The organism is Pseudomonas sp. AC211 (genome assembly GCF_979258055.1).
In genome coordinates this window covers 2430771-2443310 of sequence record NZ_OZ409830.1, presented here as the reverse complement: position 1 = coordinate 2443310, position 12540 = coordinate 2430771, and the positions used below count along the sequence as shown (strand labels likewise).

General features: G+C 62.5%; 11 protein-coding genes and 1 pseudogene. All 12 read left to right on the top strand.

Features of this window, described 5'->3' with window-relative positions; genetic code table 11:
- The first annotated feature begins 4 nt into the window (after positions 1 to 4).
- The gene (locus ACZZZP_RS11555; RefSeq protein WP_463536535.1) at positions 5 to 229 is read left to right on the top strand and encodes a hypothetical protein; all 225 of its coding nucleotides are present in this window, start codon (positions 5 to 7) and stop codon (positions 227 to 229) included.
- Positions 189 to 1007, top strand: coding sequence for an alpha/beta hydrolase (locus ACZZZP_RS11550; protein ID WP_463536534.1), 819 nt, complete (start codon positions 189 to 191; stop codon positions 1005 to 1007). The genes ACZZZP_RS11555 and ACZZZP_RS11550 overlap by 41 nt, the downstream gene beginning before the upstream one ends.
- 948 nt (positions 1008 to 1955) lie before the next feature.
- Positions 1956 to 3545, top strand: coding sequence for a flavin monoamine oxidase family protein (locus ACZZZP_RS11545; protein WP_463382807.1), 1590 nt, complete (start codon positions 1956 to 1958; stop codon positions 3543 to 3545).
- A gap of 89 nt (positions 3546 to 3634) precedes the next feature.
- Positions 3635 to 4177 carry a RidA family protein gene (locus ACZZZP_RS11540; RefSeq protein ID WP_463382806.1) on the top strand — a complete coding sequence of 181 codons (543 nt, stop codon included), beginning with the start codon at positions 3635 to 3637 and terminating at the stop codon, positions 4175 to 4177.
- Between the two features lie 33 nt (positions 4178 to 4210).
- Positions 4211 to 5983: a TonB-dependent receptor plug domain-containing protein gene (locus ACZZZP_RS11535; RefSeq protein ID WP_463536533.1), complete on the top strand. Its 1773-nt coding sequence runs from the start codon at positions 4211 to 4213 to the stop codon at positions 5981 to 5983.
- The gene (locus tag ACZZZP_RS11530; RefSeq protein ID WP_463536532.1) at positions 5892 to 6674 is read left to right on the top strand and encodes a TonB-dependent receptor domain-containing protein; all 783 of its coding nucleotides are present in this window, start codon (positions 5892 to 5894) and stop codon (positions 6672 to 6674) included. The genes ACZZZP_RS11535 and ACZZZP_RS11530 overlap by 92 nt, the downstream gene beginning before the upstream one ends.
- Positions 6674 to 7609, top strand: coding sequence for an ABC transporter substrate-binding protein (locus tag ACZZZP_RS11525; RefSeq protein WP_463382804.1), 936 nt, complete (start codon positions 6674 to 6676; stop codon positions 7607 to 7609). The genes ACZZZP_RS11530 and ACZZZP_RS11525 overlap by 1 nt, the downstream gene beginning before the upstream one ends.
- A 454-nt stretch (positions 7610 to 8063) precedes the next feature.
- Complete coding sequence (locus ACZZZP_RS11520; protein ID WP_463382803.1) at positions 8064 to 8840, top strand: 2OG-Fe(II) oxygenase family protein; 777 nt, start codon at positions 8064 to 8066, stop codon at positions 8838 to 8840.
- Positions 8841 to 8845: 5 nt separating this feature from the next.
- Positions 8846 to 9598, top strand: a complete 753-nt coding sequence (locus tag ACZZZP_RS11515) for a tRNA-dependent cyclodipeptide synthase (RefSeq protein ID WP_463382802.1) — start codon at positions 8846 to 8848, stop codon at positions 9596 to 9598.
- A 64-nt stretch (positions 9599 to 9662) separates the two neighbouring features.
- Complete coding sequence (locus ACZZZP_RS11510; protein WP_463536531.1) at positions 9663 to 10097, top strand: MFS transporter; 435 nt, start codon at positions 9663 to 9665, stop codon at positions 10095 to 10097.
- Positions 10042 to 11193 carry an MFS transporter gene (locus tag ACZZZP_RS11505; RefSeq protein WP_463536530.1) on the top strand — a complete coding sequence of 384 codons (1152 nt, stop codon included), beginning with the start codon at positions 10042 to 10044 and terminating at the stop codon, positions 11191 to 11193. Before ACZZZP_RS11510 ends, ACZZZP_RS11505 begins: the two co-directional genes overlap by 56 nt.
- Positions 11186 to 12525: pseudogene (locus ACZZZP_RS11500) on the top strand (LLM class flavin-dependent oxidoreductase). Before ACZZZP_RS11505 ends, ACZZZP_RS11500 begins: the two are co-directional and overlap by 8 nt.
- Positions 12526 to 12540: the final 15 nt, after the last annotated feature.

Below are 12540 nucleotides of genomic sequence, written 5' to 3'. Positions count from 1 at the left end.
CGCCATGCCCTTGAACGCCGACATCGACGCCTTTCTCGACCTCGCCGACCGCGCCACCACACGACCGCTGCACCAACTGCCAGTCGCCGAAGCCCGCGCGGTATTCGCCGCCACCACCGAACAACTGCGTTGGGCTGCGCCTGTAGGCGTGCAGGCCGAAGCGCTGAGCTGCATCGCCCGTGACGGCTATGAGGTTGGGCTGGAGGCTTTACCGGCCGGCGCACAGTGATTCGCCGTTACCCGTATTGGTGTTCCTGCACGGCGGCGGTTTTGTGTTGGGCGACCTTGATTCCCACGACGGGGTCTGCCGCGAATTTGCCCAGCGTGCCGGGTGCGCCGTGCTGGCCGTGGACTACCGTCTGGCGCCAGAACACAAATTTCCTACCGCCTTGCACGACGCTGCCGACGCAATCGCCTGGCTGGCCGAGCAGGCCGCTGCCCATGGGTTGGATAAACAGCGGGTGGTGTTCGGTGGCGACAGCGTCGGCGCCACCTTGGCCACGGTGCTGGCCACGCAAGCTGAGCATGAGCCGGCGTTGGTGGCGCTTAAACCTGTGGGGCAATTGCTCTGCTACCCCGTGACCGATGCCTCGTGCATCAGCGAATCGATGACCCTGTTTGCCGAAGGCTACTTGCTGGAAAGCCAGACGCTGGAGTGGTTTTACCAGCACTACCAACGCACCGCGGAAGACCGGTTCGACCCTCGATTTTCACCGCTGCTGGCGCGCCGCCTGACGGGGAGTGCGCCGGCCTGTATGGCCATTGCCGGGTTTGATCCGTTAGTGGATGAGGGCAGGGCGTATGCGCAGCGATTGAGGGATGAGGGAGTGGCGGTTGAGGTGCTTGAGTGTGAGGGACTGACCCATGATTTTTTGCGGATGGGGGCGGTGACGGGGGAGGTTGATGAGGTTTATCGGCGGATGGGGGATTGGCTTGTCGTGCGGTTTGGTTTGGGCGAGGCAATTGAGGGAATTGGGAACGTCAGATCGACGTCTAAGCGGGAGTGACGATTCCGCCTCACGTGATTCGAGAACGTCGTTACTGGCCGAAACTCTGGATCCCCGCGTTCGCGAGGATGACGGAGGATTATTCCAACACCACCGTCATCCTCGCGAACGCGGGGATCCAGAATCTCAAGCCGCCACGTTAGACCGGCGAAAGCATTTATGCCGCGTGCGCTGAACGCTTTGGTTCCGCCTTACGCGATTCGAGAACGTCGTTATTGGCCGAAACTCTGGATCCCCGCGTTCGCGAGGATGACGGAGGATTATTCCAACACCACCGTCATCCTCGCGAACGCGGGGATCAGAATTTCAAGCCGTACACGGTGGATCGGCGAAGGTATTCATTACCGCGTGTGCTGGACCTTTTGGTTTCGCCTCACGTGCGATTGGAAAACGTTGTCACTGGCCAGAAGCCTGGACTCCGAATCGTCGGACCGCCGCCTACGCGGGAATGACGGTGGTGCTTGAAAGATCCCCCGTCATTCCCGCGTAGGCGGGAATCCAGAATCTCAAGCCTTACCCGGTGGATCGGCGAACGTATTCATTACCGCGTGTGCTGGACGTTTTGGTTCCGTCTCGCGTGCGATTGGAGAACGTTGTCACTGGCCGGAATCGAGAGCTTTCCGTCGGGCGCTGTTTTCGTGGCGCTATCAAACCCATCGCGGCTAAAGCCGCTCCTACAGATCGCACACTCTGTAGGAGCGGCTTCAGCCGCGATGCTTTCCGCGAAATATAACGCTCTCAGGTTATGCATTTCTTGCAGCTTGCACGCCGCATAAGATTAAACACTTTAATATTTGCATATGCCTAAAATGTATTTCTCACATTTTGTAACCGTCAGTAGCATGGCCACCATAGATGAATTTAGCAGCCTAAGCGCATCGCTCTATAACAATGCGCGATATAGGTTGCCAGGCCGGATCGGCCTGTCAAGACGATGGGGAAACAGGGATGCCACTGACCAGAAGAGCGCTAATTGCACGGGTTGCCGCCATCGGCGGTTACCGGGCGGCGTATGGCGCGACGGGGGCGCTGGGGTTGTTGAGCCCGGCATTCGCTCAGCCAACCAGCGGCCCGGAAAATTATGCGAGCTTGCCCTCGGCCCAGGTTGGCAAGGGCGCCAGCGTGGTGGTGATCGGCGCCGGCATCGGCGGTTTGGTCAGTGCCTACGAGCTGCGCAAGGCTGGCTTTAACGTCACGGTGCTTGAGGCCCGTGACCGCGTTGGCGGTCGCAATTGGACGCTGCGCAAGGGTGACCGCGTTGAGTACACCGACGGCACGGTGCAGGTGGCGAACTTTGCCGATGGGTTTTATTTCAATGCCGGCCCGGCCCGTTTGCCTAGCCACCATCAGTTGATGCTCGGCTACTGCCGCGAGCTGGGCGTGGAGTTGGAGGTGCTGGTCAATACCAGCCGCAACGCGCTGGTGCGGCCGAACCTGGCCGAGCCGCCGATGCAGATTCGTCAGGCGGTGAATGACAGCCGTGGCCATGTGGCGGAGCTGCTGGCCAAGGCGGTGAATCGTCAGGCGCTGAATGATGAATTGAATGCCGATGACCAACGCGCGCTGTTGCAGTTTTTGCGCACGTTTGGCGATTTGTCGGAGAAGCTTGAGTACATCGGTTCGGCCCGTTCGGGCTACAAAGTCTGGCCCGGTGCCGGCGAGCAGGTGGCGCAGAAGAATGAGCCGTTGCCGCTGCGCACGCTGCTCAATCCGGCGCTGGCCAATGCGTTGATGATTGATGAGTACCCGGAGTTCTCGCCGACCATGTTTCAGCCGGTCGGCGGCATGGACCGCATTCCCAAAGCCTTCGAAAAACACCTGGGCGGTGCCTTGCGCCTGGGCAGTGAAGTGCGCGCGATTCATAACCAGGACAACGGCGTGCAGGTGACCTATGTGGCGCGCAAAACCGGGCGCGAGCACACGCTGACGGCGGACTACGCGGTGGTGGCCTTGCCGCTGCCGTTGCTGGCCAAGCTGGACACCAACTTCACCGCGCCGGTGCAGCAGGCGATTGGCGCGGTGCAGTTTGGCTATGCCAACAAGGTGGCGTGGCAGTCGCGGCGGTTCTGGGAGCGCGATTACCAGATTTATGGCGGCCTCTCGTTTGTGAATCAGGAGGCGTCGGGCCTCTGGTATCCAAGCGGCGGGTTCAATCAGGAGCAGGGCATTCTGATTGCCGCTTACAACAACGGCGAAACCGCGCGGGTCTTTGGTGAGAAGAGCATTGCCGAGCAGATCGCCGCGTCAAAACAGGCGGTGGAGTTGCTGCATCCGGGCCATTCGGCCGAGTTGCGCAATCCGCTCGCCGTCGCCTGGAGCCGTATTCCGTACAACTTAGGGCCGTGGATTAACCATGAGGTGGCCGAGCCGGCGTACAGCCTGCTCAACCAGGCCCAGGGCCGCATTCACCTGACCAGCGATGGCCTCGCCCACAGTGGCGTGGGCATTTGGCAGGAGGCCGCCGCCGGCGCCGCACGCCGGGTGGTGCGCAACCTTTTCGAGCGTGTGCAACACACGCCTTACCGGCAAACGGCCTGAACCCGCCGCGCCTTTTTTACCGACCGATAACCATGATGTGCCAGGTAGCGGACCTCCGAGGCTGGCGATAAAAACCTTGGAGTACTGCCATGCCTTTCACACCAAAAGCCCTGCTGGGGTTGGGGATTCTATGCGCGGCCGGTGCCGTTTCCGGCGGCGCTCAGGCCGCCGGTATCGAGCGGGTGCCGTCTACTTATCCGAACTCGCCGATTCTGCAAGCGGTCACGCTGCCGCCGAGCAGCCAGCTCACGTACGTGTCCGGAATTCTGCCGGATCCGGTTGACCCCAAGGCCGGCAAAGATGACTTGCACGCCGCAAGCAGCACCGAACAACAGACTGTGGCGGTGTTTCGCAAAATCGAAGCGGTGCTCGCGCAACGCGGCCTGACGCTTGGCGATGTGGTGAAGCTGAACGTGTACCTGGTCGCCGACCCGGCCAAGGGCGGACGCCTGGATTTCGATGGCTTGCAGGCCGGCTTCCGGCAGTTTTTCGGCACCGACAAACAACCGCTCAAACCCGCGCGCACCACGGTGCAAGTCGCAGGCTTGGTGCTGCCCGGTGCGTTGATCGAGGTGGAGGCCATCGCCGCCACCGCGCCAGACACCACCCCAACCGCTGCCGCCAAACACTAAATGCCCCAGGCGCTTTAAACAGGAAGTTTTTCAATGCGTAGTGCGTTCAGTAAAACCTTTGCTTTGTCGTCTATCAGTGCTGCCTTGCTGGCGGCGGGCGTGCCGATTACCGCCCTGGCCGATGACCCGACGCTCGATACCGTGGTGGTCACCGGCGTACGCGGCAGCCAGCCGCGCACCGTGACCGACAGCCCGGCGCCGATTGATGTGATCACGGCGGAGCAGTTGGAGAAAACCGGCCAGAACGGCCTCAAGGACATCCTCACGCGGCTGCTGCCTTCGTTCAACGCGCCAACCATTAACGGCGGCGGCACGGCGTTTCTGGTGCGTGGCATCAGCATGCGCGGGCTGGGTGGCGATCAGGTGCTGATTCTGGTGAACGGCAAGCGCCGGCATAACACGGCGATGATTAACAACAATGCGCGGGTGGGCACGGCGGCGGTGCCGGTGGATCTGGACCTGATTCCGACCGCTGCCATCGAGCGCATCGAGGTTTTGCGTGACGGCGCGGCGGCGCAGTACGGGTCGGATGCCATCGCCGGGGTGATCAATATCATCCTCAAGAAAGACAACTCGGGCGTCACCTCCGACAGCTCGTTGGGCCAGTACTACAGCGGCGACGGCACCACAGGGCACGAAGCGGCCAACCTGGGTTTGCCGTTAGGCGATGGCGGTTTCTTTAACCTGTCGTTCGATGCCAAGTCGCAAGAACCCTACGACCGCTCGGGTTCTGTGGTCGGCAACTACGGCACGCTCGCCAATGGCCAACCCGACCCGCGCACCAGCCAAACCCACGGCTGGGGCGAGGAGTACGGACTGGGCCGCGACCGCACGGCCAGCACGGCTTACAACCTTGAGTTGCCGCTGCAAAACGACGTGACGCTGTATTCGTTCTCGACCTTCAGCTATCGCGACGGCAAGAAAGTGCTCGGCCATCGCGCGCCAACCGACATCACCGCGCTCAACGGCGTGGCCGGCGCGCCTTATCCGAAAGGCGGCCAGGCTACTCGCGAGGTAAAGGAAACCGACTACCAATTCGCCGTGGGCGCCAAAGGCCTGTTGGCCGACTGGGATTGGGACCTGTCGACCACCTATGGCCGCGACAAAGCCAAGCTCTACACCGACAACAACCTGAACATTTCCAACGGCCCGGATTTCAGTCAGCAGCGCTTTCATCTGGCCGACGAAATCTTTGATCAATGGACCAACAACCTCGACTTCACCCGCGCGCTGGATATCGGCTGGAGCAGCCCGCTGGAAACCTCGTTCGGCATTGAGTACCGCTGGGAAAAATACGAGCTGGGGGAGGGCGAAGCGAATTCGTATAACTACGGCAACTACGTGATTCCGACCGGGCAGTACGCGGGCCGACGTCCCGACCCGGGCCTGTTCTCGGTAAACGGCACCAACCCCGAAGATGCCGGCGACCAGATTCGCCACAGCGGCGCGGCGTACGTCGATTTCGGTTTGAACGTGACGTCCAACTGGTACGCCGCCTTCGCTTTACGTCAGGAGCAGTACAACCAGGACATCGGCGAAACCACCAGCGGCAAGTTCACCACGCGTTATGAATTTCTGCCGGGTTACGCCGTGCGGGCAGCGGTGAGCAATGGCTTCCGTGCGCCGTCGTTGGCGCAGAACGTGTTCCTCGTCCACCAGCTCGGTGACCCAGTTCCTCGGCGGCGGTGCCACCACTACAGCGCGAACCAAGCAGATGCGACCCGGTTCGCCGGAAGCCATCGCCTTGGGCGCCGAAACCCTCAAGCCGGAGAAGTCGCGCAATTACAGCCTCGGGTTGACCGCTGAGCCCATCGAGCGCCTGCGCTTTACGGCCGACTTCTACCTGATCGACATCGATGACCGCATTCTGCAAACCGGCATTTTGTCGGGCCCTGCGGTGTCGCAGATTCTGGTCAACGCCGGTCTGGCGCCGAACCTGGCGGGGCAGTATTTCGCCAACGCCGCCGACACGCGCACCAAGGGCATCGACCTGGTGCTCGACTACAGCCAGAACTTCGAGGAGTACGGCCAGGCGAAGTGGAGCGTGGCGTACAACCACAACAAAACCACTATTCGTGACCTGGCCGAAACGCCGGGCGAGTTGTCCAGCCTGGGCAGCGGCTACGTGTTGTTCGACCGCCAGCAGCAAACCGACCTGACCAAGGCCACGCCCAAGGACAAGTGGATTTTCTCCACCAACTACCGGCTCGATAGCTGGAACGTGAACCTGGCCGTGAGCCGCTACGGCGAATACACCGAGGGCAATAACAACCCGGCCAACGACCGCACCTACAGTCCGAAATGGATTACCGACATCGACGTGGCGTACGACCTCACGCAGAACGTGACCGTCGCCGTAGGCGCCAACAACCTGTTCGACGAATACCCGGACAGCATCGGCATCGTGCCGTGGGCCGGCACTTATGAGTACGGCATGTTCTCGCCCTATGGCCTGGGCGGCGGTTACTACTACGGCCGCTTGAGCCTGGCGTTCTGATGAAGACTTTCACCGTGCTATTGGCTGCGCTGCTGACCCTTGCCCCGGGTGTTCAGGGCGAGGAGCTGCTGCGGGTTTCAAGCCAAAAGGCCTCGCTGAAAATTCTGCTGGAAGCGGCCGGCGAGTTGAAAGACCTGCCGTACCGCATCGAGTTCGCCTCGTTCGGTGCGGCGGCGCCTACCGCCGAAGCGCTGGCCGCTGGCGCGGTGGATATCGGCACGCTGGGCGATGCGCCGTTTGTGTTTGCCGCCGGCGCCGGCGCCCCGCTGAAAACCGTGGGCGTGGTGCGCGTGCAGGTCACGCAAACGGCAGTGGCCATTGTGGTGAATCAGGACTCGCCGCTGCGTGATGCGGCGAGTTTGAAGGGCAAGAAAATCACCACCACGCGCGGCTCCATCGGCCATTACCTGGCGCTGGCGGCGCTGCGTGGGGCAGGGCTGACGGGCAAGGACGCGCAGTTCATTTTCCTGCAACCGGCCGAATCCCGAGGTCTGCTGGCCAACGGCGAGGCCGACGCCTGGGCCACGTGGGACCCCTACACCAGCATGAGCCAGGTCGAGGGCGGCACGCGGGTGCTCGTCAGTGGCGAAGGCTTGTTTGCCGGCAACATGTTGCTGGTGGCCAACGACACGGCGATTCGCGACAAGCCTGGGCTGTTGGCCGATTTCCTCCAGCGCCTGGCCCGGGCGTACGTGTGGGCCAACGCCAACGAGCCAGCCTTCTCCGCCATCCAGGCGCGCCACAGCGGTTTGCCGGTCGAGATTCACAGCCGCTCCAACCGCTACTCGCAACCGCACCGCGTGCCCATCGACGCCGAAGTAATCGCCGACGTGCAACGCACCGCCGATCTGTACCGAGCCGAAGGGATCATCAGCCAGCCGTTCGACGCCAGCGGCTTCTTCGCCCGCCAATTCAACCAGGAACCGCCCCCATGACCAAACGCAAAACCTGTAGGAGCGGCTTCAGCCGCGATGCTCTTAGCCGAGCCCACCGTTTCCAGGCCCGGCCAATCGCGGCTAAAGCCGCTCCCACAGAAAGCACAGCGAGTTAGCCGGAGCCTCATGACCCAACGCAAAACCTGTAGGAGCGGCTTCAGCCGCGATGTTCTTGGCTGGGCCCACCGTTTCCAGGCCCGGCCAATCGCGGCTGAAGCCGCTCCCACAGAAAGCAAGTGAGTTAGCCGGAGCCTCATGACCCAACGCAAAACCTGTAGGAGCGGCTTCAGCCGCGATGCTCTTGGCCGAGCCCACCGTTTCCAGGCCCGGCCAATCGCGGCTAAAGCCGCTCCTACAGAGAGCAAAGCGAGTCCGTTGCAAGACCTGAGTTGCCCGTGACGCAACCCGCTGTTGGTCGACCATCCATTCCACTCAGGGACGTTCAGGAGTTTGTATGTTCACCACCCTTACTGCCGATCAACTACAGCCGTCGCATATCGCCGACGTGCTGCACAAGCGTTCTTACGGTGTGCGCCTCAAGGGTTTTTGCCCAGTGGACACCGTGCAACTGGCCCGCGAGCGCCTGGCTCGTCATGAGTTGCGCGGCACCTTCACGGAGCAGAAAGAATTCAATCGCCTGGGCAAGGCCTATATCGAAATCGGCGATGAGCACAGTCGCCAGGAGTATCACGCCCAGGCGCTGACCAATATCCGCAAGATTCGCGACACCTTTCGCCCGCTGGCGTCGCCCATCGATGACCTGCGTTTGCTGCTCGATGAGGTGTGGCCCAAGGGCGCGCGGTTGCTGGATGTAAACGGCGAGAAATGCTTTGTCGGCATCGCCCGGTTTCAGGGCAGCGGAGTCGACCTTACGCCGCACACCGACAACCTCGAACGCAACGCGCCCAGCGATCACGAGCCGCGTTTGCTCACTCAGCTGTCGACCAACATTTACCTGGAAATCCCGGAGGACGGCGGCGAGTTGGAAATCTGGGGCATCGAGCCCGACGAGGAACAATACGAGCGCCTGCGTGGCACCCGCGCCTATGGCATCGAGCGCGATTTGCTGCCGCCGCCGGACTTTGTGATCAAGCCAGAACCCGGCGACCTGATTCTGCTTAACCCCCGCCTGATTCATGCGGTGCGCCCCTCGGCCACCAGCACGCGCGTCACCCTTGGCGTGTTTATCGGCTATTTCGGCGACGACCAACCTTTGGCCTACTGGAGCTAACGACCATGAGCGATGTGGAAGCGATCAATCTCAAAGCGTATTTCAACAAGGGCGGTGAAGAACTGGATTTCACCGGCAAACGCTGCGTGCTAGCGGTGAGCGTGGGGCAGGAATACCACGAGGAACAAAAGCTCAGCTCCACCGTGCACCTGATTAACAAGTCCGGCTTCAGCGAAGTGAAAGTGGTGGTGGCCGACACCCTGCAACGCCACAACAAACACGGCAAGTCGCCGGGCCTGGCGTTGTCGGCGTCGATTCGTGATGGCGAGGCGTGGCTTAAGCGCAATCGTAAATACCTCGACGGCCTGGAGGCGAAAGTCACCATCAGCCGCTGGAATGAAGAGCTGGCCTCCGACCGCTACGCCGACCTGCGCTTGCAGGTGAACGAGGTGTACGCCCAGCCCGACAGCCGCTTGCGCGCGGCCATCGACACCACCATTGGCGTGTTTATCGAGCGCTTGTTGTTGCGTGACCCGGCAGCGGATACCCAACAGGCCGCCGCGCAGTGCCGCGAATACATTCTGGAAGAAATTCCGATCATTTTGCCGCTGTGGGCTGAGCAGGGTTACGACTTCATCATTTACCCGCAGCAGATGACCCACGCCATGGCCACGGCCCGCGAACTGTTGATCGAACCGGTGCACCCGGAGCGCGTGCATTGGCTGCCGCTGAAGTTCAAAAAGCGCGGCATTCCCATTCCCTTCAGCCTGCCCGGCGTGGTGCACCCGGCGTGGTCGCACACGGCGATTGCCGTATAGGCCTGGGCGTTTTTTTGGCGGGTGGCCGAGCCGCCCGCGTTATTTACTTTTTAAGGAGTAATCCATGGGCGTTTTTGCGCAACCGCAACGCAAATGGTGGGCCTTGTTTGGCGTGAGCGTCGCCAGTTTTCTGGGCTGCGTTGATTTCACCATCGTCAACACCGCCTTGCCGGCGTTGCAGGCCGACCTTGGCACCTCGTTCGAGGCGCTGCAGTGGGTGATCAACGGCTTCATTCTGGCGCTGTCGAGTTTTATGGTGCTGGTCGGTCGGCTGGCCGATTTATACGGGCGCAAGCGCGTGTTGTTTATCGGCCTGACTGTGTTCGGCGTGGCGTCGTTGGCGGCCGGCGTCGCCACGGGCATCGACCTGCTGATCGCCGCCCGCGTCGCCCAAGGCTTGGCATGCGCGGTGCTGTACACGGCCTCTGGCGCGATTGTGGCGAATGCCTTCCCGGCCAGTGAACAAGGCCGCGCTTTTTGGCGTGCTGTTCAGCGTTAACGGCGTGGGCTTGGCCAGCGGCCCGGTGCTGGGCGGGGTGATTGCCAGTGCGTTGGGCTGGCAATGGATTTTCCTGCTTAACGTGCCGTTTGTGCTGCTCAGCCTGGCGATTTGCGCCTGGGCGGTGGACGAGTCGCGCGGCGAGGGCCAAGGCCTGGACGGCTGGGGCGCGCTGTTGCTGTTGATCGGCCTGCCAAGCCTGGTGCTGCTGATTGTGCAGGGCGGCGCCTGGGGTTGGACGTCGCCGATCAGCCTGGCGTTGCTGGTCGTAGCGGCGTTGGCGCTGGTGGCGTTTATTCAAGTGGAGCGTCGGGTGAGGGCGCCCATTGTCGACCTGACACTGTTTGCCAATCGCCGTTTTGTGGCGGCCGTTGTGGCCAGCTTTGCCCTCGCGGTTTTCTACTGCCTGGCGTTCTTTGTGATGCCGTTGTACCTGGCGCTGATTCGGGGCGACAGCGTGCAAACCAGCGGGCTTTTATTGCTGCCGACGACCTTGGGCGTGGCGGTGCTGTCGCCGGTGGTGGGGCGTTTGGTCGACCGCAAAGGGCCGGCGTTACTCATCCAGGCAGGCCTGGCGCTGTTTGTCGTATCCGCCTTGCTGCAAACGGGCTTCGACACCCACACCTCGCTGGTTTACCTGCTCGGCGCCTTCGCGCTCATGGGCGTGGGCTGGGCCTGCGTGTTGGGGCCGTCAACGGTGCTGGGCATGAGCTCGGTGCCGGCGACGATCAGCTCGGTGGCCATGGGCTCGCTGATGACCTTGCACAACATTGGCGGCGGGCTTGGCCTGGCGATAGGTGTGGGCGTGTACCGCTTTTTCGCCGCGCGCGAGCTGAGCGCTGTCAGCAGCAGTCAGGCCGATTGGGTCAACGCCGCCGTGGCCCAGCCGGAGCAGGGTGTGGCTTTGCTGACGGAGCACCTGAGCCAGGCGCCCGAGGTGCTCAATGGCTGGGTTCAGCAGGCGTTTTTGCACGGTTATCAGGCAGTGATGGTGTTCCTGGCCCTGGTGCTGACTGTGGCGTTAACCGGGGTGGTGCTGTTGTTGCGCCGCCAGTCGGCGCAAGCCGTGGAAACGCCGGAGCACGCCCATGGCTAATGCCGATGGACGTTTACGCCTGGGCGCCTTCTTGTCTGGCAGCGGCGCCCACACCGGCGCCTGGCGCCACCCGCAGGCCGACGCCGATGCCTCGCTGAACATTCAGCGCTACCAGCACTACGCGCAAACCCTGGAGCGCGGGCGCTTCGATGCGCTGTTTCTCAACGACAACGTCAGCGTCGGCGAACTCGACCCCGAGGTGCTGGCGTGCGGGCCGTACAGCTTGCGCTGGGACCCGCTGATTCTGCTGCCCGCGCTGGCCATGGTGACCCGCCATATCGGCCTGATCGCCACCGCCAACACCAGCTACAACCAGCCGTACAACCTGGCGCGCAGCTTCGCCTCGCTGGACCAACTGTCCAACGGCCGCGCCGGCTGGAACCTGGTCCCAGCGCTGGTCGGCGCCGAGAACTTCAACCACGACCAACCGTTGGCACACGCCGAACGCTACGAGCGCGCCGAGGAATTTCTCGACGTGGTCACCGGCCTCTGGGACAGCTGGGCCGACGATGCCTTTGTGCTCGATAAAGCCAGCGGCACCTGGCTGGACGTTAACCGCATGCGGGTGCTCAACCACCGTGGCCGGCACTTCCAGGTGCAAGGCCCGCTGAACGCGCCGCGTCCGGTGCAAGGCTGGCCCGTGATTGCCCAGGCTGGCTCTTCGGACACGGGCCGGGAACTGGCGGCCCGCAGCGCCGAGTTGGTGTTTACCGCGCAGCAAACCCTGGGCGAGGCGCAGGCGTTTTATCAGGACTTGCACGCGCGCGCGGCCGGTTTGGACGAACGCCGGATGCGCTGAAAATCTTCCCCGGCGTGTCGCCCATCGTCGGCCGCACCGCCAGCGAGGCCGAGGAAAAACATCAGCAGTTACTGGAATTGGTCGACCCCCGCAGCGCGCTCAAACAACTGAGCTTTCTGCTCGATCTGGGCATTGACCTGGCCGCGTTGCCGCTGGACGCACCTGTACCGATACCGGAACAGCCGCCCACTACCGAGCGGCACAAAAGCCGTCAGCAATTGGTGCTCGACCTGATCCGCCGCGAACGGCCCACGGTCGGCCAGTTACTGCGCACGCTGGGGGCCGGCGGCCATCGCCTGGTAGTCGGCACAGCGGCGCATATCGTCGATGAATTGGCCGCGTGGTACCACGAAGGGGCGGCGGACGGCTTCAATATCCTGTTCACCCATTTGCCGGGCGGCGTGGATGATTTTGTCGATCAGGTGGTGCCGCAATTGCAGCGCCAGGGGCTGTTTCGCGAGCAGTACGAAGGCGCTACGTTGCGCGAGAACCTGGGCTTGCAGCGCGTGGCCAATCGGCACTTTGCCGGCTGAAGTGTCGGCATCTGA